The sequence below is a fragment of the Haloimpatiens massiliensis genome, assembly GCF_900184255.1.
In the GTDB taxonomy this organism is placed as follows: Bacteria; Bacillota; Clostridia; order Clostridiales; family Clostridiaceae; genus Haloimpatiens; species Haloimpatiens massiliensis.
This window is the reverse complement of the sequence record NZ_LT854636.1, coordinates 383,711-406,553: the sequence shown is the minus strand read 5'-3', so window position 1 is coordinate 406,553 and position 22,843 is coordinate 383,711. Positions and strand designations below refer to the sequence as shown.

At 34.2% G+C, this 22,843-nt stretch carries 24 protein-coding genes, 2 tRNA genes and 1 other annotated feature; all 26 genes read left to right on the top strand.

Annotated features, from left to right (window positions below; translation table 11 throughout):
* Positions 1-71: 71 nt before the first annotated feature.
* The gene (gene sigH / locus C1715_RS03005; protein ID WP_102399222.1) at positions 72-704 is read left to right on the top strand and encodes an RNA polymerase sporulation sigma factor SigH; all 633 of its coding nucleotides are present in this window, start codon (positions 72-74) and stop codon (positions 702-704) included.
* Between the two features lie 71 nt (positions 705-775).
* Positions 776-848, top strand: a tRNA-Gly gene (locus tag C1715_RS03000).
* Between the two features lie 13 nt (positions 849-861).
* Positions 862-937, top strand: a tRNA-Thr gene (locus tag C1715_RS02995).
* A 60-nt stretch (positions 938-997) separates the two neighbouring features.
* Positions 998-2,191, top strand: a complete 1,194-nt coding sequence (tuf, locus tag C1715_RS02990; RefSeq protein ID WP_102399181.1) for an elongation factor Tu — start codon at positions 998-1,000, stop codon at positions 2,189-2,191.
* A 360-nt stretch (positions 2,192-2,551) separates the two neighbouring features.
* On the top strand, positions 2,552-2,701 hold the full coding sequence (rpmG, locus tag C1715_RS02985) for a 50S ribosomal protein L33 (protein ID WP_035292587.1): 150 nt from the start codon (positions 2,552-2,554) through the stop codon (positions 2,699-2,701).
* A gap of 26 nt (positions 2,702-2,727) precedes the next feature.
* Complete coding sequence (gene secE, locus C1715_RS02980; RefSeq protein ID WP_102399180.1) at positions 2,728-2,958, top strand: preprotein translocase subunit SecE; 231 nt, start codon at positions 2,728-2,730, stop codon at positions 2,956-2,958.
* A gap of 42 nt (positions 2,959-3,000) precedes the next feature.
* A complete protein-coding gene (gene nusG / locus C1715_RS02975) occupies positions 3,001-3,522 on the top strand; it encodes a transcription termination/antitermination protein NusG (RefSeq protein WP_102399179.1) in 522 nt (173 codons plus the stop codon).
* 70 nt (positions 3,523-3,592) lie between these two features.
* Positions 3,593-4,018 carry a 50S ribosomal protein L11 gene (rplK, locus tag C1715_RS02970; RefSeq protein ID WP_035292579.1) on the top strand — a complete coding sequence of 142 codons (426 nt, stop codon included), beginning with the start codon at positions 3,593-3,595 and terminating at the stop codon, positions 4,016-4,018.
* A gap of 63 nt (positions 4,019-4,081) precedes the next feature.
* A complete protein-coding gene (gene rplA / locus C1715_RS02965) occupies positions 4,082-4,780 on the top strand; it encodes a 50S ribosomal protein L1 (RefSeq protein WP_102399178.1) in 699 nt (232 codons plus the stop codon).
* 46 nt (positions 4,781-4,826) lie between these two features.
* Positions 4,827-4,955: a sequence feature (ribosomal protein L10 leader region), on the top strand.
* Positions 4,956-4,984: 29 nt separating this feature from the next.
* On the top strand, positions 4,985-5,485 hold the full coding sequence (gene rplJ / locus C1715_RS02960) for a 50S ribosomal protein L10 (RefSeq protein ID WP_102399177.1): 501 nt from the start codon (positions 4,985-4,987) through the stop codon (positions 5,483-5,485).
* Between the two features lie 31 nt (positions 5,486-5,516).
* Entirely contained in the window at positions 5,517-5,885 is a 369-nt protein-coding gene (gene rplL, locus C1715_RS02955; protein WP_102399176.1) for a 50S ribosomal protein L7/L12, read from the top strand.
* 260 nt (positions 5,886-6,145) lie between these two features.
* A complete protein-coding gene (gene rpoB, locus C1715_RS02950; protein ID WP_102399175.1) occupies positions 6,146-9,877 on the top strand; it encodes a DNA-directed RNA polymerase subunit beta in 3,732 nt (1,243 codons plus the stop codon).
* A 35-nt stretch (positions 9,878-9,912) separates the two neighbouring features.
* A complete protein-coding gene (gene rpoC, locus C1715_RS02945; RefSeq protein WP_102399174.1) occupies positions 9,913-13,449 on the top strand; it encodes a DNA-directed RNA polymerase subunit beta' in 3,537 nt (1,178 codons plus the stop codon).
* A gap of 117 nt (positions 13,450-13,566) precedes the next feature.
* Positions 13,567-13,815 (top strand): ribosomal L7Ae/L30e/S12e/Gadd45 family protein, encoded by a 249-nt coding sequence (locus C1715_RS02940; RefSeq protein ID WP_102399173.1) that lies wholly within the window; start codon positions 13,567-13,569, stop codon positions 13,813-13,815.
* 44 nt (positions 13,816-13,859) lie between these two features.
* Positions 13,860-14,237, top strand: a complete 378-nt coding sequence (gene rpsL / locus C1715_RS02935; protein WP_102399172.1) for a 30S ribosomal protein S12 — start codon at positions 13,860-13,862, stop codon at positions 14,235-14,237.
* Positions 14,238-14,373: 136 nt separating this feature from the next.
* Entirely contained in the window at positions 14,374-14,844 is a 471-nt protein-coding gene (gene rpsG, locus C1715_RS02930) for a 30S ribosomal protein S7 (protein WP_102399171.1), read from the top strand.
* Between the two features lie 75 nt (positions 14,845-14,919).
* The gene (gene fusA / locus C1715_RS02925; RefSeq protein ID WP_102399170.1) at positions 14,920-16,986 is read left to right on the top strand and encodes an elongation factor G; all 2,067 of its coding nucleotides are present in this window, start codon (positions 14,920-14,922) and stop codon (positions 16,984-16,986) included.
* A 65-nt stretch (positions 16,987-17,051) separates the two neighbouring features.
* Positions 17,052-18,245: an elongation factor Tu gene (gene tuf / locus C1715_RS02920; RefSeq protein ID WP_102399169.1), complete on the top strand. Its 1,194-nt coding sequence runs from the start codon at positions 17,052-17,054 to the stop codon at positions 18,243-18,245.
* A gap of 339 nt (positions 18,246-18,584) precedes the next feature.
* Positions 18,585-18,893: a 30S ribosomal protein S10 gene (rpsJ, locus tag C1715_RS02915; RefSeq protein WP_102399168.1), complete on the top strand. Its 309-nt coding sequence runs from the start codon at positions 18,585-18,587 to the stop codon at positions 18,891-18,893.
* 75 nt (positions 18,894-18,968) lie between these two features.
* Positions 18,969-19,601 (top strand): 50S ribosomal protein L3, encoded by a 633-nt coding sequence (rplC, locus tag C1715_RS02910; RefSeq protein ID WP_102399167.1) that lies wholly within the window; start codon positions 18,969-18,971, stop codon positions 19,599-19,601.
* A gap of 28 nt (positions 19,602-19,629) precedes the next feature.
* Positions 19,630-20,250: a 50S ribosomal protein L4 gene (gene rplD, locus C1715_RS02905; RefSeq protein WP_102399166.1), complete on the top strand. Its 621-nt coding sequence runs from the start codon at positions 19,630-19,632 to the stop codon at positions 20,248-20,250.
* The gene (gene rplW / locus C1715_RS02900; RefSeq protein WP_102399165.1) at positions 20,250-20,543 is read left to right on the top strand and encodes a 50S ribosomal protein L23; all 294 of its coding nucleotides are present in this window, start codon (positions 20,250-20,252) and stop codon (positions 20,541-20,543) included. Before rplD ends, rplW begins: the two co-directional genes overlap by 1 nt.
* Positions 20,544-20,608: 65 nt before the next feature.
* On the top strand, positions 20,609-21,439 hold the full coding sequence (gene rplB, locus C1715_RS02895; protein WP_102399164.1) for a 50S ribosomal protein L2: 831 nt from the start codon (positions 20,609-20,611) through the stop codon (positions 21,437-21,439).
* Between the two features lie 64 nt (positions 21,440-21,503).
* The gene (rpsS, locus tag C1715_RS02890; protein WP_102399163.1) at positions 21,504-21,785 is read left to right on the top strand and encodes a 30S ribosomal protein S19; all 282 of its coding nucleotides are present in this window, start codon (positions 21,504-21,506) and stop codon (positions 21,783-21,785) included.
* A 24-nt stretch (positions 21,786-21,809) separates the two neighbouring features.
* Positions 21,810-22,145, top strand: a complete 336-nt coding sequence (gene rplV, locus C1715_RS02885; protein ID WP_102399162.1) for a 50S ribosomal protein L22 — start codon at positions 21,810-21,812, stop codon at positions 22,143-22,145.
* Positions 22,146-22,158: 13 nt separating this feature from the next.
* A complete protein-coding gene (gene rpsC / locus C1715_RS02880) occupies positions 22,159-22,824 on the top strand; it encodes a 30S ribosomal protein S3 (RefSeq protein WP_102399161.1) in 666 nt (221 codons plus the stop codon).
* Positions 22,825-22,843: the final 19 nt, after the last annotated feature.

The window sequence follows — 22,843 nt, the reverse complement described above, 5'->3', positions numbered from 1 at the left end:
ATAGAAAAAGCCTTAATGTATAATGATGAGTGTGGTGTATATTTGGCTTGGAGGGGATTTGGGTGAATAAAATGCCAGAGATTCAGCAATCTAATTCTTCATTTGAAAATAAGTTAGATGAAGAGATTGTTATGGAAGCTAAACAAGGGGATAGTATGGCTCAAGAATATTTAATAAATAAATATAAAAATTTTGTTAAAGCTAAATCTAAATCATATTTTCTCATTGGTGCAGATAAAGAAGATATTTATCAAGAGGGAATGATTGGATTTTACAAAGCTATTAGAGATTTTAAGCCAGATAAGCTTTCTTCTTTTAAAGCTTTTGCAGAATTATGTGTAACTAGACAAATAATCACAGCTATTAAGACAGCCACAAGACAAAAACATATACCTTTAAATACGTATATATCTTTAAATAAGCCAATATATGATGAGGAATCTGATAGAACGCTATTAGATATATTATCTGGAATAAAAGTTACAGATCCTGAAGAGTTAGTTATAAGTAAAGAAGAGGTTAATCATATTGAAACCGAGATAGGTCAAATACTTTCAGATCTTGAAATGGAAGTTTTAATGTCCTATTTAGATGGTAAATCTTATCAAGAAATAGCTTGTGATTTAGATAGGCATGCTAAATCTATAGATAATGCTCTTCAAAGGGTGAAAAGAAAATTAGAAAAATGTCTTAGTAAAAGGTAAAATTAAATATTGACAAAGAAAATTTCCAATAGTAAAATTAATAATTGGTATAAATAATATTTTAAAAACTAGCGGGAGTAGCTCAGTTGGTAGAGCACTAGCTTCCCAAGCTAGTGGCCGCGGGTTCGAGCCCCGTTTCCCGCTCTTAATATAAATTGCCCATATAGCTCAGTAGGTAGAGTGCTACCTTGGTAAGGTAGAGGTCACCGGTTCAATCCCGGTTATGGGCTCCAGGTTACAAAACTATACAACACACCAGGGCAAGTTTATTTATAAGGTAAGGAGGAAGAACAATGTCAAAGTCAAAATTTGAAAGAAGTAAACCACACGTAAATATAGGAACAATAGGTCACGTAGACCACGGTAAGACAACATTAACAGCAGCAATTACAACAGTATTATCAAAAACAGGAAAAGCAGCAGCAACAAAATATGACGAAATAGACAAGGCACCAGAAGAAAAAGAAAGAGGAATCACAATCAATACATCACACGTAGAATATGAAACAGACAACAGACACTACGCACACGTAGACTGCCCAGGCCACGCTGACTATGTAAAGAACATGATAACAGGAGCAGCACAAATGGATGGAGCAATCCTAGTAGTAAGTGCAGCAGATGGTCCAATGCCACAAACAAGAGAACATATACTACTAGCATCAAGAGTTGGAGTTAACCACATAGTAGTATTCTTAAACAAAGCAGACATGGTAGACGATCCAGAATTATTAGAACTAGTAGAAATGGAAGTAAGAGAATTACTAAGTGAATATGGATTTGACGGAGACGGATGTCCAGTAATAACAGGATCAGCATTAGAAGCATTACAAAACTCAGACGATGAAGGAAAAACAGCATGCATCTATGAATTAATGGCAGCAGTAGATGAATATATACCAACACCAGAAAGAGCAACAGACAAAGAGTTCTTAATGCCAGTAGAAGATGTATTCACAATAACAGGAAGAGGAACAGTTGCAACAGGAAGAGTAGAAAGAGGAGTATTACACGTAGGAGACGAAGTAGAAATCGTTGGACTAAGTGAAGAAAAGAGAAAAGTAGTAGTAACAGGAGTAGAAATGTTCAGAAAGTTACTAGACGAAGCAATGGCTGGAGATAACATAGGAGCATTATTAAGAGGTATCCAAAGAGCAGACATCGAAAGAGGTCAAGTATTAGCAAAACCAAATACAGTACACCCACACAAGAAATTTGTAGGTCAAGTGTACGTATTAAAGAAAGAAGAAGGTGGAAGACATACACCATTCTTTAATGGATACAGACCACAATTCTACTTCAGAACAACAGACGTAACAGGTTCAATCGCATTACCAGAAGGAACAGAAATGGTTATGCCAGGAGACCACATCGACATGAATGTTGAATTAATAACTCAAGTAGCTATGGAAGAAGGATTAAGATTCGCTATAAGAGAAGGCGGAAGAACTGTAGGTTCAGGAGTTGTTACTACTATAGTTGAATAATACTAAAGAGTCAACATTGGGACTAGGTTTCTAGACCTAGTCCTTTATAATGATATAATTATTATAGTTTAGTATAAAATTATCAAATTTAGTTAATGTATTATAAAATTGTTAAAAATGCAAATACTTTAAAACATAACTTATGTTGACATAAAGGCTAAGTTGTGATAAATTAACTAAGTACCTTAATTTTATAGTAAAATACGTTTATGTATGCTAGAAATAATATGTTTTTAAAGTACATTAAAAGTACATTATTTAAAGTATTGTGTTAACTCTAATGCTTGATATGTTATTGTTTTACAACTAAGATTAAGCGTTTTACGTTTAGCTATATACGTAAATCGGGAGGTGGAAATAATGAGAGTTAAAGTAACTTTAGCTTGCACAGAGTGCAAACAAAGAAATTATAATACAATGAAAAACAAGAAAAACAACCCTGACAGAGTTGAAATGCAAAAATATTGTAAATTCTGCCATAAGCATACACTTCATAAAGAAACAAAATAGTGTATTGCAAAAAGGATGTGAAATTAATGGCTAGTAATGTAGAAATGAAAGATAAATCTCATATAACTGACAGAGGGATAATAGGCTTTTTTAAAGGTTTGAAAGCTGAATTTAAAAGATTTACTTGGCCAACAAAAGAAGATATTAAGAAGTCAACTATAGCAGTATTAGTATTTTGTGCTATATTTGTAGCAATTACAGGCTTAATGGATAAAGGTTTTGCCAGCCTCTTTAATTTGGTGTTTTTAAATAAGTAAAAAAAAGGAGGTAGGGGTTAGGTTACACCGAACCCTTGAATTATGCCAGAAGAAGCTAAATGGTATGTAGTTCATACATATTCAGGATATGAAAATAAAGTAAAAGTGAATTTAGAAAAAACAATAGGAAATAGAAATTTAGAAAATTTAATACTTGATATACAAGTTCCTATGGAGGAACAAGTTGAAGAAAAAGATGGAAAGAAAAAAGTTACTTTAAAGAAAATATTCCCAGGATATGTATTGATTAAAATGATAATGAGTGACGAATCTTGGTATGTTGTAAGAAATACTAGAGGAGTTACAGGGTTTGTAGGCCCAGGATCAAAGCCGGTGCCTCTTACTGAAGAAGAGATACGAACAATGGGAATAAAAGATAAGCCGGTGGATATTGACTTAGAAATTGGCGAGAGCGTAAAAGTTGTATCAGGACCACTGGAAGAGTTTGTAGCTTCAATCCAAGAAATAAATATAGAAAAAGGTACAGTAAAAGGATTAGTTAATATGTTTGGCAGGGAAATACTTGCTGAACTTGAATTTAATCAAATAAAAAAAATTGATTAACACTTACAGATGAAGTTGAATAAGTGGGAGGATTTTATCCGTATCACCACATTATAGGAGGTGTCAATTCATGGCTAAAAAAGTAATGGGATTAATAAAACTTCAACTTCCTGCAGGTAAGGCGAGCCCAGCACCACCAGTTGGACCAGCACTAGGACAACACGGTGTTAATATAATGGGATTCTGTAAAGAATTTAACGCTAAAACTGCAAATCAAGCAGGAATGATAATACCAGTTGTTATAACTGTATATCAAGACAGATCTTTCAGTTTTATTCTTAAAACTCCACCAGCAGCAGTATTATTAAAGAAAGCTGCAGGAGTAGAAAGCGGTTCTGGAGAGCCTAACAAAAAGAAAGTTGCTAAAGTAACTAAGGCTCAAGTAAGAGAAATTGCTGAAGTTAAAATGCCAGACTTAAATGCAGGATCAGTTGAAGCAGCTATGAGAATGGTTGAAGGTACTGCAAGAAGTATGGGCATAACAATAGAAGAGTAATTTAATTATTTTTCTAATTAAGGTGGGAGGTAAAACCGTTAAAACCACAAAGGAGGAATAAAGATGGCAAAAGTAGGTAAGAAATACCAAGAAAGTTCAAAACTAGTGGATAGAAATACTCTATACACTGCTGGAGAAGCATTGGATTTAACTGTTAAAACTTCAAAAGCTAAATTTGATGAAACAGTAGAGTTAGCTGTAAGACTTGGAGTAGACCCAAGACATGCAGATCAACAAGTTAGAGGAGCAGTAGTGCTTCCACACGGAACAGGTAAAACTGTTAAGGTTTTAGTTTTTGCAAAAGGTGACAAAGCTAAAGAAGCAGAAGCAGCTGGAGCAGAATATGTAGGAGCTGAGGAATTAGCTCAAAAAATACAAAGCGAAAACTGGTTTGATTTTGATGTAGTTGTTGCAACTCCAGATATGATGGGTGTTGTTGGTAGATTAGGTAGAATTCTTGGACCTAAGGGATTAATGCCAAACCCAAAATCAGGCACAGTAACATTTGATGTAGCTAAAGCTATAAACGAAATAAAAGCTGGTAAAGTTGAGTATAGAGTTGATAAAACTGCTATAATCCACGTTCCAGTAGGAAAGTCTTCATTTGGTGTTGAAAAATTATCAGAAAACTTACGTGCTTTAATGGAAGCTATAATAAAAGCTAAACCAGCAGCTCTTAAAGGACAATATATTAAGTCAATTTCTGTATCAAGCACAATGGGACCAGGAGTAAAAATTAATCCAGCTAAAGCACTAGATTAATTATTGACATAAATTTAAATTGATGATATAATCATAAAGTCTTAAAAGTGAATAAGTAATAATTCCGTAGACAGTAGGTGCAACGAACGCATAACGGTTAACAACCTACCGAGGATTCCAATATATGAAATATATGGTCTCTTCGCGTCTGCGGAGAGGCTTTAATTTTTATACACAGTTCTATACTGTAAGGAGGTGGACTCTGTGAGCAAGAATAGACAATTAAAAGAAGAAAAAGTTCAGGAAATTAAGGGAAAATTAGAAAAAGCTCAAGGAATAATCCTTGCTAAATATCAAGGTTTGACAGTTGAGGAAGATACTGAACTAAGAAAAAGATTAAGAGAAGCTGGTGTTGAATATAAAGTTTATAAAAACACATTAGTAACTTTGGCTGCGAAAGAATTAGGACATGAAGGAATAGTTGAATACCTAAATGGACCACTTTCAATAGCTTTTGGATATGAAGATCCAACTGCTCCAGCAAGAGTATTGAATGATTTTGCTAAGGACCATAAAAAATTGGAACTTAAAGCAGGAATAGTTCAAGGTGAAATATTTGATGAAGCTAAAGTTAAAGAGCTTGCATCAATACCACCAAAAGAAGTTTTACTTGCAAAACTTCTTGGAAGCTTCAAAGCTCCATTATCAAATCTTGTTTACTTACTAAATGCTGTAAAGGAAAAACAAGAATCTGAACAAGAATAATAAATTAAGAAAATTTGGAGGTGCATTTTAAATGACAAGAGAAGATATAATTCAAGCTATAAAAGAAATGTCTGTTTTAGAATTAAATGAATTAGTAAAAGCATGTGAAGAAGAATTCGGAGTAAGTGCAGCAGCACCTGTAGCAGTTGCTGGAGCAGCTGGAGCAGCAGCTGGAGCAGCTGAAGAAAAAACTGAATTCGAAGTTGTATTAGCTAGTGCTGGTGGACAAAAGATCAAAGTTATCAAAGCTGTTAGAGAAATAACTGGTCTTGGATTAAAAGAAGCTAAAGAAATAGTAGACGGAGCTCCTAAGACATTAAAAGAAGGCGTATCTAAAGAAGATGCAGAAGCTATGAAAGCTAAATTAGAAGAAGTTGGAGCATCAGTTGAAATAAAATAATATTTCTATAAAAAAGGCACTTTTATGAGTGCCTTTTTTTATTCTCAATATTCCATTCTTTTCAAAAAAATATATTGACATGAAGGTCCATTTGTGATAATATAACTAAATGCATTGATAATTATCGAAAAATGAAAAATTGTATTTTTTTATACAAAATGGTTATAATAACTAGATGGTAATGTTTTAATCCATTTACACTAATTACTAATAATGTTGGTGTTTATGGTTATTTTAGTATATACAAGGGGTGAAATTTGATGGTACATCCTATCCAGGTTGGTAAGAGAACAAGAATGAGCTTTTCAAAAGTTAAGGAAACGGCAAAAATGCCAAATCTAATTGAAATTCAGTTAGATTCCTACAATTGGTTCTTAGAAGAAGGACTTCAAGAGGTATTTGACGATATAAATCCTATTCAGGACTACACAGGAAATCTTGTTCTAGAATTCGTAGGTTATAAGCTAGACATTGATAACATCAAGTATTACGTGGAAGAATGTAAAGAAAGAGATACCACATATTCAGCACCGTTAAAAGTTAAGATAAGATTACTTAACAAGGAAACAGGAGAGATAAAAGAGCAGGAAGTTTTCATGGGAGACTTCCCTTTAATGACGGAACAGGGTACTTTTGTAATAAATGGTGCCGAAAGAGTAATTGTAAGCCAATTAGTTAGATCTCCAGGGGTATATTATGCTCTATCGTTGGATAAGACTGGAAAAAAATTATTTTCTTCAACAGTTATACCAAACAGAGGTGCATGGTTAGAGTATGAAACTGACTCTAACGATGTAATATATGTAAGAATTGACAAAACTAGAAAATTACCTATATCAATTCTTGCAAGAGCAATGGGTTGCGGATCAGATATACAATTAACTGATTTCTTTGGAGAAGAAGAAAGATTAAAAGCAACTATAGAAAAGGACAATACAAAAAATACCGAGGAAGCTTTATTAGAAATATATAAGAGATTAAGACCAGGAGAACCACCAACAGTAGAGAGTGCAATATCTCTTATTGATTCGTTATTTTTTGATGCTAAAAGATATGATTTGTCTAAGGTTGGAAGATACAAGTTTAATAAAAAACTTGCATTAAACTTAAGAATAGCTAATGCGCTAGCAGCTAATGATATAGTTAATCCTTCTACTGGAGAAATCATTGTAGAGAGCGGAGAAAAAATAGATAGAGAAGCTGCTAAGAAAATACAGAACCTAGGTATTAATGTAGTAGACATAAAAGTAGAAGACAGAATTATAAGAGTTATAGGAAATAACTTTGTAGATATACATGAACATATAAACTTTAATATTGATGACTTGAATATAAGAGAACTTGTACACTATCCAACTTTAAAGGAAATACTAGAAAGTTATAGTGATGAGGAAACTATAAAAGCAGAAATACGAAAAAATATATCTAAACTTATTCCAAAGCATATAACTAAAGATGATATATTCGCAACCATAAGTTATCAATTAGGATTGCCTTATGGAATAGGAGATACAGATGATATAGATCATTTGGGAAATAGAAGATTAAGGGCTGTAGGAGAATTATTACAAAATCAATTTAGAATTGGTTTATCTAGAATGGAAAGAGTAGTTAAAGAAAGAATGACTATTCAAGACCAAGAAGGAATAACTCCTCAAGCGCTTATCAACATAAGACCAGTAGCTGCGGCTATTAAAGAGTTCTTTGGAAGTTCTCAGCTTTCACAGTTCATGGATCAGACTAATCCACTATCAGAGTTGACACACAAGAGAAGGTTGTCAGCATTAGGACCAGGAGGTCTTTCAAGGGAAAGAGCGGGATTTGAAGTAAGAGACGTTCACTATTCTCATTATGGTAGAATGTGTCCAATAGAAACTCCAGAAGGACCAAACATAGGTCTTATAAACTCCCTTGCTGCTTATGCTAGAGTAAATGAATATGGATTTATAGAAACACCATATAGAATTATAGATAAGAAAGCAGGAAGAATAACTGATGAAATTAGATATTTTACTGCTGATGAAGAAGATGGATTCTTAGTAGCTCAAGCTAATGAACCTATTGATGAAAGTGGGCATTTTGTTGACGACAAAATAACAGTTAGATATAAAGAAGAAGTTTTAATAGTGCCTAGAGAAGAGGTTGATGTAATAGATATATCACCAAGACAAATAGTTTCTGTTGCTACTGCTATGATTCCATTCCTAGAAAATGATGACGCCAGCCGTGCTCTTATGGGATCAAACATGCAACGTCAGGCAGTACCACTATTAAAGCCACAGGCACCTATAGTAGGAACTGGAATAGAATTTAAAGCTGCCGTAGACTCAGGAGTTTTACCAAAAGCTAAAAATGCTGGAACAGTAGTTTATGTGGATGCTGAAGAGGTAAGAGTTAAAAGAGATAAAGATGGCGGTATCGATAAATATAAATTACTTAAATTCAAAAGATCTAACCAAGGAACGTGTATAAATCAAAGACCTATAGTCGATAAAGGAGATAAACTAGATATTGGCTCTGTTTTAGCAGATGGACCATCTACTGACTTAGGTGAAATAGCTTTAGGTAAAAATATACGTATGGGCTTTATTACTTGGGAAGGATATAATTACGAGGATGCTATGCTAGTTTCAGAGCAATTAGTTCGTGATGATGTGTTTACATCTATTCATATAGAGGAATATGAAGCAGAAGCTAGAGACACTAAACTAGGACCAGAAGAAATTACAAGAGATATACCAAATGTAGGAGACGATGCGCTTAAAGATATAGATGAAAGAGGAATAATAAGAATAGGTGCAGAGGTAAGGTCTGGAGATATCTTAGTAGGAAAGGTTACTCCAAAAGGAGAAACTGAATTAACTGCTGAGGAACGACTTTTAAGAGCTATATTTGGTGAAAAGGCTAGAGAGGTTAGAGATACTTCACTTAGAGTGCCACATGGAGAAGCTGGTATAATAGTAGATGTAAAAGTATTTACTAGAGAAAATGGAGATGAGCTTCCACCAGGAGTTAATGAGCTTGTAAGATGTTATATAGCTCAAAAGAGAAAGATATCTATAGGAGATAAAATGGCAGGAAGACACGGTAATAAGGGTGTTATTTCTAGAATTTTACCAGAGGAAGATATGCCTTTCTTACCAGATGGAAGACCACTTCAGATATGCTTAAATCCACTAGGCGTTCCTTCACGTATGAATATCGGTCAGGTACTTGAGGTTCATTTAGGATGGGCAGCTAGTAAATTAGGATGGCATGTAGCGACTCCTGTATTTGATGGTGCTATGGAAGAAGATATAGTAGATTGTTTAAAACAAGCAGGATATGCTGAAGATGGAAAAACTTATTTATATGATGGAAGAACTGGAGAACCATTTGATAGTAGAGTAACAGTAGGTTACATGTATATACTAAAACTTCACCACTTGGTTGATGATAAGATACATGCTAGATCTACAGGACCATACTCTCTAGTAACTCAACAACCTCTAGGTGGTAAAGCACAATTTGGAGGTCAAAGATTTGGGGAGATGGAAGTTTGGGCACTTGAAGCTTACGGTGCAGCATATACTCTACAAGAAATACTAACAGTTAAGTCTGACGATGTAGTGGGTAGAGTTAAGACTTATGAAGCTATTGTTAAGGGAGAAAATATACCTGAACCAGGTGTACCAGAATCATTTAAGGTTCTTATAAAAGAACTTCAAGCATTGTGCTTAAATGTAAAAGTTCTAAATGATGAACAGCAAGAAATAGAGATAAAAGAATCCGTAGATGAAAAATCTGATGAAGATTTGGATATAAATATAGAGGGAAATGAAGATTCGATGCCTGTAGGTATTGAAAAATCAGAAGCTAGTGAAGAAGAGATTGAAGTAGACGAAAAAGATTTAGAAGAAGATGAGTTAGACATAAATGAAGAAGAATATGACTTATCTTTTGGAGAAGACTTTAGCGAATTAGAACTTAACGATTTTAATGATGAACATTAATCTATAATTCCATACTATGAAGGGAGGATGTACCCTTGTTTGAATTAAATAATTTTGATGCTATACAAATAGGCTTAGCTTCACCAGAACAAATCAGAGCGTGGTCAAGGGGAGAAGTTAAGAAACCTGAAACTATAAACTATAGAACTTTAAAACCTGAAAGAGATGGATTGTTCTGCGAAAGAATATTTGGACCTATAAAGGACTGGGAATGTCATTGTGGAAAGTACAAAAGGGTAAGATACAAAGGTATTGTTTGTGATAGATGTGGAGTAGAAGTAACTAAGGCAAAAGTTAGACGTGAAAGAATGGGGCATATAGAACTTGCAGCCCCTGTTTCCCACATATGGTATTTTAAAGGCATACCATCACGTATGGGACTTATACTGGATGTATCCCCAAGATCTTTGGAGAAGGTGTTATACTTTGCATCATATATAGTTTTAGATCCTAAAGAAACACCTCTTCTAAAGAAACAGCTATTAAATGAAAAAGAATATAGAGAAGCTGTGGATAAATATGGTGAAGAGAGCTTTGTTGCAGGAATGGGTGCAGAAGCAATAAAGGTTTTACTTGGAGAATTAGACTTAGAGAATTTGTCTATAGATCTTAAGGAAGAGTTAGAAACAAGTACAGGACAAAAGAGAGTTAGAATTATAAGAAGACTTGAAGTAGTAGAATCATTTAGAAAATCTAATAATAATCCAGAATGGATGATAATAGATGTGATTCCAGTAATACCGCCAGATTTAAGACCTATGGTTCAGTTAGATGGTGGAAGATTTGCAACTTCAGATTTAAATGACTTATATAGAAGAGTTATAAATAGAAATAATAGATTGAAAAAGCTGTTAGATTTAGGAGCACCAGATATTATAGTAAGAAATGAAAAAAGAATGCTTCAAGAGGCAGTGGATTCACTTATAGACAATGGTAGAAGAGGAAGACCTGTTACAGGTCCAGGAAATAGACCATTAAAATCTCTATCTGATATGTTGAAAGGTAAACAGGGAAGATTCAGACAGAACCTACTTGGTAAACGTGTTGACTATTCAGGACGTTCCGTTATAGTTGTAGGACCAGAACTTAAAATGTATCAATGTGGTCTTCCAAAAGAAATGGCTTTAGAATTGTTTAAACCTTTTGTAATGAAAAAGTTAGTTGAAAAAGGTGTAGCTCATAACATAAAGAGTGCTAAGAGAATGGTAGAAAGAGTAATGACGGAGGTTTGGGATGTTTTAGAAGAAGTTATTACAGATCATCCGGTGTTATTAAACCGTGCTCCGACTCTTCACAGATTAGGAATTCAAGCTTTCCAACCAGTGCTTGTAGAAGGTAGAGCTATAAAACTACATCCATTAGTATGTACAGCATACAATGCTGACTTTGATGGAGACCAGATGGCTATACACGTACCTTTATCTGTTGAAGCACAAACAGAAGCTAGATTCTTAATGTTAGCAGCTCATAATATACTTAAGCCTTCTGATGGTAAGCCAGTTTGTGTTCCTACTCAGGATATGGTATTAGGTTCTTACTACTTAACATTAGATAAAGATGGAGCAGAAGGAGAAGGTAGAGTATTTTCAAATTTTGAAGAAGTCTTAATGGCATATCAATTAGGTCAAATTGATATACATGCTAAAATTAAAGTTAGACTAACAAAAGAAATAAATGGAGAAGAATTTTCTCGTATTATAGCAACTACACCTGGTAAATTAATATTTAATGAATGTATACCACAAGATTTGGGATTTGTTGATAGAAGTATACCGGAAAATGAATTTAAATTAGAAATTGATTTCCTAGTTAGTAAAAAGAATTTAGGAAAAATAATTGATAAATGTTATGCTAAATACGGACCAACAGGAACATCAGTAATGTTAGATAAGATAAAAGCTACAGGATATCATTATTCAACTATAGGTGCTATTACAATTTCTACATCTGATATGACAGTACCTGAAGCTAAGAAAACATTATTGGGAGAAACTGATAAAGCAGTTGAAAAGATTGAAAAAATGTACAGAAGAGGTTTCATATCAGAACAAGAAAGATATGAAAGAGTAATCGATAAATGGACTAAGACTACAGAGGATGTTGCGAATGCATTGATGGATAACTTTGATAAGTTTAATCCTATATATATGATGGCAGATTCTGGAGCCAGAGGTTCTAAGAGTCAGATTAAACAGCTTGCAGGTATGAGAGGATTAATGGCTAGTCCATCAGGTAAGATACTAGAATTACCTATAAGATCTTCCTTCAGAGAAGGTCTAGATGTATTAGAGTACTTTATTTCAACACATGGAGCTAGAAAAGGTAATGCCGATACTGCGTTAAAAACAGCAGACTCTGGATATCTAACAAGAAGACTTGTTGATGTAAGTCAAGATGTAATAGTTAGAACTGAAGACTGTGGTGCAGAAGAAGGCCTTGAGGTTTCAGAAATAAAAGAAGGAAATGAAGTAATAGAAACTCTAGAAGAAAGACTTACTGGAAGATATAGTGCTGAGGATATACTAGATCCTGAATCAGGAGAAGTGATTGTAAGTAAAAATTCTTATATAGATGCTAATACGGCTTCTAAGGTAGTAAAAGCCGGTGTTAAAAAAGTTAATATAAGATCAGTATTTACATGTAAATCTAAGTTTGGAGTTTGTGCTAAATGTTATGGGATGAACATGGCTACAGCTAACAAGATAAATATTGGAGAAGCAGTTGGTATAATAGCAGCTCAATCAATAGGTGAGCCGGGAACTCAGCTTACCATGAGAACATTCCACACTGGTGGAGTTGCTGGAGCGGATATAACCCAAGGTCTTCCAAGAGTTGAGGAATTATTTGAAGCAAGAAAACCAAAAGGGCTTGCTATAATAAGTGAAATGCCAGGTACTGTAAGAGTGGAAGAAACTAAAAAGAAGAGAGTAGTATATGTTAAGAATGAAGCAGGAGAAGAAACTAGCTATGATATACCATTTGGTTCAAGATTAAGAGTAGCTAATGGGCAACAAATTGAAGCTGGAGATGAAATAACAGAAGGTTCAATAAACCCTCATGATATTTTAAGAATTAAAGGTATAAAAGCAGTTAAAAATTATCTTCTTTCAGAAGTGCAGAAGGTATATAGACTTCAAGGTGTTGATATAAATGATAAGCATCTTGAGGTAGTTGTAAGACAAATGACTAGAAAAGTTAAAATAGAAGATTCTGGAGATACAGAATTATTACCAGGTACTATGATAGATATATTTGACTTTCAAGAGCAAAATAGCAAGGCTTTAGATGAAGGAAATAGGCCAGCTGATGGTAAGGTGACTTTACTAGGAATTACAAAAGCTGCTTTAGCTACAGACTCATTCTTATCTGCAGCTTCATTCCAAGAAACTACTAGAGTACTTACTGATGCAGCTATTAAAGGAAAGATAGATCCTTTAGTAGGGTTAAAAGAGAATGTTATAATTGGTAAGTTAATTCCAGCGGGTACAGGAATGAATAAGTACAGAGGAATAAAAATGAACCTAAATCGAGAAGATTTGGAAGAAGATGAAGAAAATAATATAGAAGCTTAAGTTTAATTTGTTGACATCCATATTTTAAAATGTTAAAATACACTTTGTGTAGTTTTGTTACAAGAATAAAGTTTTAAACTTTATTCTTGTAATACAGTATATAAAGGGGGTTTCACTATGGCCAGTAGGCTTATAGGGAAAAAATCAGTAGGTATAAAACAAACATTGAAAGCTGTAAAGGGAAATCAATGTGAAAGATTATATGTAGCAAAAGATGCTGAATCTAAGCTTATACAGCCATTAATTAATTTAGCCAAAGATAAATCCCTTGAAATAGTATATATAGACACTATGAAGGAATTAGGACGACTTTGTGGAATTGATGTAGGTGCGGCAGTAGCATGTACATTAAAGGAAAATTGCTAAAACTATAATTTATATATAGCTAAACATCAAAAGGAGGTGTAAAAATGCCAACTATTAACCAATTAGTGAGAAAAGGCAGACAGACAGTAGTTACTAAATCTGGTTCACCAGCTTTAAAAGAGTGTCCACAAAAAAGAGGAGTATGTACAGTAGTTAAAACATCAACTCCTAAAAAACCTAACTCAGCGTTAAGAAAAGTTGCCAGAGTTAGATTAACAAATGGATATGAAGTTTCAGCTTACATACCAGGTATAGGACATAACTTACAAGAGCACAGTGTTGTTCTTATAAGAGGAGGTAGAGTGAAAGACCTTCCTGGTGTAAGATACCACATTGTAAGAGGTACTCTAGATGCTGCTGGTGTTGCAGATAGAATGCAAAGCAGATCTAAGTATGGAGCTAAAAAACCTAAGAAAAAATAGGTTCATTTATTGATGGTGCAATGTCATCAGCATTTATATAGATTATAGATTGTATTTTGTGCGGTTGGCAGAGCGCTTTGCGGCAATAGCCGAGTACCGATGAACTTAAATATTTTATGTTAAGGAGGGAAGAAAAGTGCCAAGAAAAGGACATATAGCAAAAAGAGATGTATTACCAGATCCATTGTACAATAGTAAGGTTGTTACTAAATTAGTAAACCAAATAATGTTAGATGGTAAAAAAGGTGTTGCTCAAAAAATTGTTTACGGTGCATTCGATATAATGGCTGAAAAATCAGGTAAAGAGGCTATAGAAGTATTTGAAACAGCTATGAACAACATCATGCCACTTTTAGAAGTAAAAGCAAGAAGAATAGGTGGAGCTAACTATCAAGTTCCAATAGAAGTAAGACCGGAGAGAAGACAGACATTAGGTCTAAGATGGTTGGTTGACGCTACTAGAAAAAGAAACGAAAAATATATGAAAGATAGACTTGCAGCAGAATTATTAGACGCATCTAATAACACTGGAGCAGCTGTTAAGAAAAGAGAAGACACTCATAAGATGGCAGAAGCAAACAAAGCTTTCGCACATTACAGATATTAGTAGAAAACTGTTTTGGCCTTGCCAAAACAGTTTTCTAAAATTTGAATCGTTCATAGGATAGAAGGAGGAAAGTACATGGCAAGAGAATATTCCTTAGAGAAATTCCGTAATATAGGAATCATGGCTCATATAGATGCGGGAAAAACAACAACTACAGAACGTATATTATTCTACACAGGAATAAATCATAAAATTGGAGAAACTCATGATGGTAGTGCTACAATGGACTGGATGGAACAAGAGCAGGAAAGAGGAATAACTATAACTTCTGCTGCAACAACATGTCAATGGAAAGATCATATAATCAATATAATTGACACACCAGGACACGTAGATTTCACTGTTGAAGTTGAAAGATCATTAAGAGTACTTGACGGTGCTGTTGGTGTATTCTGTGCTAAAGGCGGAGTTGAGCCTCAATCTGAAACAGTATGGAGACAGGCAGATAAGTATAATGTTCCAAGAATAGCATACATAAATAAAATGGATATACTAGGAGCAGATTTCTACAGAGCAGTAAGCATGATGAGAGAAAGATTACATGCTAATGCAGTTCCTATACAGTTACCAATAGGTAAAGAAGAGAACTTTGTAGGAATAATAGATTTAATAGAAAATAATGCTAGAATATATAAAGATGACTTAGGAAAAGAATTTGAAACAACTGAAATTCCTGAGGATATGAAGGAAATAGCAGAAGATTACAGATCACAGATGCTAGAATCAGTTGCTGAATTAGATGAAGAATTAATGATGAAATACCTTGATGGAGAAGAATTGACAGTAGAAGAAATTGACGCTGTTATAAGAAAAGGTGTATGTAATAACGAAATAGTTCCAGTAATATGTGGATCGTCATATAAGAACAAAGGTGTACAAATGATGATTGATGCTGCAGTTAAATACTTACCATCACCATTAGACGTACCATCAATAAAAGGTATGGATGTAGAAACTAAAGAAGAAGTAGAAAGACACAGTGACGATAATGAGCCACTTGCAGCTTTAGCATTTAAGATTGCTACAGATCCATTCATAGGAAAACTAGCTTTCACAAGAGTTTATTCTGGAGTAATGGAAAGTGGTACTTACGTATTGAATTCTAATAAAGGTAAAAGAGAAAGAATAGGAAGACTTGTTAAAATGCACTCAAATCACAGAAAAGATGTAGATGAATTAAGAGCTGGTGATTTAGGAGCTGTAATAGGTCTTAAGAACACAACAACTGGAGATACTTTATGTAGTGAAGAAAGTCCAGTAATATTAGAAAGTATGGAATTCCCAGAACCAGTTATATCTGTTGCTATTGAGCCTAAGACAAAAGCTGGTCAAGAAAAAATGGGTATTGCTCTTCAAAAGTTAGCAGAAGAAGATCCAACTTTCAGAACATTTACTAATCAAGAAACTGGTCAAACAATTATAGAAGGTATGGGAGAACTTCACCTTGAAATAATTGTTGACAGACTTCAAAGAGAGTTCAAAGTTGAATGTAACGTAGGTCAACCACAAGTTGCTTACAAAGAAACTATCAGAAAAGCTGTTAAAGCTGAAGGTAAATTCGTTAGACAATCAGGTGGACGTGGACAATACGGTCACTGTTGGATTGAAATGGAACCATGTGAAGAAGTATTTAAATTTGAAGATGCTATCGTTGGAGGGTCTATACCAAAAGAATACATTGCACCAATAGAAAATGGTATAAAAGAAGCAGCTAGAACAGGTGTCGTTGCTGGATATCCTGCAACAAACTTTAAAGTTAGATTGTTTGATGGATCATACCATGATGTTGACTCTTCAGAAATGGCCTTCAAGATAGCTGGTTCTATGGCATTTAAAAATGCTATGAGTAAAGCAGAACCAGTATTACTTGAGCCAGTTATGAAAGTTGAAATTGTTATCCCAGAAGAATACATGGGAGACGTTATGGGAGATGTTAACTCTAGAAGAGGTAGAATAGAAGGAATGGAACAAAGAGCAGGAGCTCAAGTTATTAGAGCATTCGTTCCACTATCAGAAATGTTTGGTTATGCAACATCATTAAGATCAAAAACTCAAGGTAGAGGAAACTACTCAATGGAATTTGATCACAATGAAGAAGTACCAAAGAGTATACAAGAAAAAGTAATTAGTGAAAGAAAATAATATTAGTAGGTTTAAAAAAGCTTAAAGATAAATGATTAATACATTTATTGTAAGGAGGAAGAATAATGTCAAAGTCAAAATTTGAAAGAAGTAAACCACACGTAAATATAGGAACAATAGGTCACGTAGACCACGGTAAGACAACATTAACAGCAGCAATTACAACAGTATTATCAAAAACAGGAAAAGCAGCAGCAACAAAATATGACGAAATAGATAAGGCACCAGAAGAAAAAGAAAGAGGAATCACAATCAATACATCACACGTAGAATATGAAACAGACAACAGACACTACGCACACGTAGACTGCCCAGGCCACGCTGACTATGTAAAGAACATGATAACAGGAGCAGCACAAATGGATGGAGCAATCCTAGTAGTAAGTGCAGCAGATGGTCCAATGCCACAAACAAGAGAACATATACTACTAGCATCAAGAGTTGGAGTTAACCACATAGTAGTATTCTTAAACAAAGCAGACATGGTAGACGATCCAGAATTATTAGAACTAGTAGAAATGGAAGTAAGAGAATTACTAAGTGAATATGGATTTGACGGAGACGGATGTCCAGTAATAACAGGATCAGCATTAGAAGCATTACAAAACTCAGACGATGAAGGAAAAACAGCATGCATCTATGAATTAATGGCAGCAGTAGATGAATATATACCAACACCAGAAAGAGCAACAGACAAAGAGTTCTTAATGCCAGTAGAAGATGTATTCACAATCACAGGAAGAGGAACAGTTGCAACAGGAAGAGTAGAAAGAGGAATATTACACGTAGGAGACGAAGTAGAAATCGTTGGACTAAGTGAAGAAAAGAGAAAAGTAGTAGTAACAGGAGTAGAAATGTTCAGAAAGTTACTAGACGAAGCAATGGCTGGAGATAACATAGGAGCATTATTAAGAGGTATCCAAAGAGCAGACATCGAAAGAGGTCAAGTATTAGCAAAACCAAATACAGTACACCCACACAAGAAATTTGTAGGTCAAGTGTACGTATTAAAGAAAGAAGAAGGTGGAAGACATACACCATTCTTTAATGGATACAGACCACAATTCTACTTCAGAACAACAGACGTAACAGGTTCAATCGCATTACCAGAAGGAACAGAAATGGTTATGCCAGGAGACCACATCGACATGAATGTTGAATTAATAACTCAAGTAGCTATGGAAGAAGGATTAAGATTCGCTATAAGAGAAGGCGGAAGAACTGTAGGTTCAGGAGTTGTTACTACTATAGTTGAATAATTAATATTTTAAGTTAACTCAATTGACTTTTAATTAAGAGTTTTATAGGGGAGGAGAGTTTATATCTTCTCCCCTATAATTTAAAATACAAACAAAAAAATACTTGTCAAACAAAAAAAATTAGTGTATACTAAAAGAGTTGTAATGTGTAACAGTAGTGTGATAAGAGGTTGCCGAACTTCCGGGGAATTCTTATCATATAAGTTCGATCAAGAATCGGGCGACGGAAAGCCTGTTTATTTGTTTTCGGTACATCATGAAACACCCGGAACAGTTTACAGAGTATCCGCTGTTGTACGTAAAGAAGTAAAGCGTGCGATGAAAAGGAGGGAAAGAAAAATGGCAAAACAAAAAATAAGAATCAGACTTAAAGCTTTTGATCACAATATTTTAGATCAATCAGCAGAAAAAATAGTAGAAACTGCAAAAGCTACAGGAGCTAGAGTGGCAGGTCCAGTACCTCTACCAACAGAAAAAGATGTGGTAACAATATTAAGAGCTCCACATAAGTATAAAGATTCAAGAGAGCAGTTTGAAATAAGAACTCATAAAAGATTAATAGACATAATAAGTCCTTCACCAAAAACTGTAGATTCTTTAATGAAATTGGATTTACCAGCAGGTGTTGATATCGAGATAAAACTATAATTTGGTAATAGAGGTCTATTACGAACTGTTATGATCACTTATGTGATCCGCTAATTAGTTGAGGAGGTGTAATTAATGAAAAAAGCAATATTAGGTAGAAAGTTAGGTATGACTCAAATATTTGCAGAAAATGGTGCTGTAATACCAGTAACAGTGGTTCAAGCAGGACCTTGTGTTGTTCTTCAAAAGAAAACTGTAGAAAAAGATGGTTATGAAGCAATTCAAGTTGGATTTGAAGATATAAGAGAAAAATTAGTTAATAAACCTGTTAAAGGACAATTTGCAAAAGCTAATGTTTCTTTAAAAAGATTTATTAAAGAATTTAAATTGGAAGACACAGCTGCATATGAAATTGGAGCAGAAATAAAAGCAGACATATTCAATGTTGGAGATAAAATAGATGTATCAGGAGTTTCTAAAGGTAAGGGATTCCAAGGTACAATTAAGAGATGGAATTTCCAAAGAGGACCAATGAGTCACGGTTCTAAATACCATAGAGCAGTTGGTTCAATGGGAGCATCTTCTGATCCATCAAGAACATTCAAAAACAAGAAAATGCCAGGTCATATGGGAAACGAAAATGTTACAGTGTTAAATCTTGAAGTAGTAAAAGTAATGCCAGAAAACAATGTAATATTGATAAAAGGCGGAATACCAGGACCAAACAAAGGATTAGTATTATTAAGAGATACAATAAAAGTTAAATAAGCAGTTCTAAAGGAAAGGAGGAATTAGAATGCCTACAGTAGGATTATTTAATAGAGAAGGACAAAAGGTTGGTGACATTGAGTTAGCAGCTAACGTGTTTGGTATCGAAGTAAATAAAGAAGTTATGCATCAAGTTGTAGTAGCACAACTTGCTAATAAAAGACAAGGAACTCAATCAGCTAAAACAAGAGCTGAAGTTTCAGGTGGTGGAATAAAACCATGGAGACAAAAGGGAACAGGTAGAGCAAGACAAGGTTCAATAAGAGCTCCACAATGGATTCATGGTGGTGTTGTTTTTGCACCAAAGCCAAGAGATTACAGTAAGGATGTTCCAAAGAAAGTTAAGAGATTAGCTCTTAAATCTGCTCTTTCATCAAAAGTTGCAGATGAAAACATATTAGTTTTAGAAAGTTTACAAATGGAAGCTCCTAAAACTAAAGAAATGGTAAAAGTGCTAAATGCATTCGAAGCTAAAAAAACATTAATAGTTGTAGCTGAAAAAGATGTAAATGTATATAAATCAGCTAGAAATATTGAAGGGGTATCAGTAATCCCTGTAAATAACTTAAATGTTTATGATTTGTTAAGATATGAGAGATTATTAGTAACTAAAGATGCGGTTGCTAAAATTGAGGAGGTGTATGCATAATGAAATTAACAAGCCATGATATAATAAGAAGACCAGTTGTAACTGAAAAAAGTATGGCTGAAATGGCTGATAAGAAATACACCTTTATAGTAGAAAAAACTGCAAACAAATACCAAATAAAAACAGCAATAGAAGAAGTTTTTGGTGTTAAAGTGCTAGAAATTAAAACTGCAAATGTAATGGGAAAACCAAAGAGAGTTGGAGTTCACTTTGGGAAAAGACCAGATTACAAGAAAGCTGTTGTTAAGTTAACAGAGGATAGCAAAGCAATAGAATTCTTTGAAGGAATGTAGTTTTAAACTATAATAAAGCAATTATTGGCGATAGCCAGAAAAGCTAATGCAAGGAGGGAAATTAAATGCCAGTTAAGGGTTTTAGGCCTACTACTCCTTCTAGAAGACAAATGACTATGGCTACTTTTGAAGAAGTAACAACAGATAAGCCAGAAAAGTCACTTCTTGTTTCTCTAGGAAAGAAAAATGCGGGTAGAAATGGTCAAGGAAAAATAACAGTTCGTCACAGAGGCGGCGGAGCTAAAAGAAAATATAGAATAATAGATTTTAAAAGAACTAAAGATAATATACCAGCAACTGTTGCTACAATAGAATATGATCCAAACAGATCAGCATACATTGCTTTAGTTGTATATGCTGATGGTGAAAAAAGATACATAATTGCTCCAGTAGGATTAAAAGTTGGAGATGTAATTATGTCTGGCGCAGAAGCTGATATTAAAGTTGGAAATGCTCTTCCTTTAAAGAACATTCCAGTAGGTACTGTAATTCACAATGTTGAATTAGCAAAAGGAAAAGGTGCTCAATTAGTAAGAGCTGCAGGTTCTTCTGCACAGTTAATGGCTAAAGAAGGCGGTTATGCTACATTGAGATTACCAAGTGGTGAAATGAGATATGTTAGAATAGAATGTAGAGCTACAATAGGAACAGTTTCTAACTTATCACACGAACTAGTTAACATAGGAAAAGCTGGTAGAACAAGACATTTAGGATTCAGACCAACAGTAAGAGGTTCTGTAATGAACCCTAACGATCACCCACATGGTGGTGGAGAAGGTAAGGCACCTATAGGTCATGCAAGTCCACTTACTCCTTGGGGTAAACCAGCACTTGGATATAAGACAAGAAAGACTAAGAAATATTCTGAAAGATTAATAATAAAGAAAAGAAAATAGTGGAGAGAATTTAAAATTCTCTTCCTAGTTTGCCAATGAACTGTATGAAAGGAGGCCAATACAAGTGAGTAGATCAATAAAAAAGGGACCTTACATTGAAGAGATACTTTTAAAAAGAATTAATGAAATGAACAAAAACGGAGAGAAAAAGGTTATTAAAACTTGGTCAAGAAGTTCAACAATATTCCCTCAAATGGTAGGCCATACAATAGCAGTACACGATGGAAGAAAACACGTGCCTGTATACTTAACAGAAGATATGGTTGGACATAAATTAGGAGAGTTCGTTTTAACTAGAACATTTAAAGGTCATAAAAACACTGAGAAAAAATCAGCTGTAAGATAGTGACTGGGGAAGGAGGTAATAGTAATGGAAGCTAGAGCTAAAGCTTGTTACGTGAGAATGTCTTCAACAAAAGTAGCAGTTGTACTTGACTTAATAAGAGGTAAAGATGTTAATGAAGCTTTTGCAATATTAAAATACACTCCAAAAAGAGGAGCAGATGTTATAAGCAAGGTTTTAAAATCAGCTGTTGCTAATGCAGAAAATAACTTTGATTTAGATAAAAATAGATTATATGTAGCAGAAGCCTATGCTAATCAAGGACCAACTTTAAAGAGATTTAGACCACGTGCTCAAGGTAGAGCATATAGAATATTAAAAAGAACTAGCCATGTAACATTAGTGGTTAAAGAAAGAGCGTAAGGAGGGACGTAGATTGGGTCAGAAGGTAAATCCACATGGTTTAAGAGTTGGAGTTATTAAAGATTGGGATGCAAAATGGTATGCTAATGATAGAGACTTCGCTGATAACCTAATAGAAGATAACCAAATAAGAGAATTTGTTAAACAAAAACTTTACACAGCTGGTATTTCAAAAATAGAGATTGAAAGAGCAGCTAAAAGAGTTAAACTCAACATACAAACTGCTAAACCAGGAATGGTTATAGGAAAAGGCGGCCAAGGAATCGAAACTCTTAAAGGTGAGTTGAAATCAATAGTTGGCAACAAAAACATATTAATAAATATAATAGAAGTTAAAAAGCCAGAAGGCAATGCTCAATTAGTTGCTGAAAACATAGCTTTACAATTGGAAAAAAGAATATCTTTCAGAAGAGCTATGAAACAATCAATACAAAGAGCTATGAAGTCTGGAATAAAAGGAATTAAAACATCTTGTTCAGGAAGACTTGGCGGTGCTGAAATAGCAAGAAATGAACAATATCATGAAGGAACAATTCCACTACAAACATTAAGAGCAGACATTGATTATGGATTTGCAGAAGCAAATACGATATATGGAAAAATAGGTGTGAAAGTTTGGACATATAAAGGAGAAATTCTTCCAACAAAAAAAGTAAATAAGGAAGAAACTGAAGCATAGAAAATTTTGTGTTCAAGGA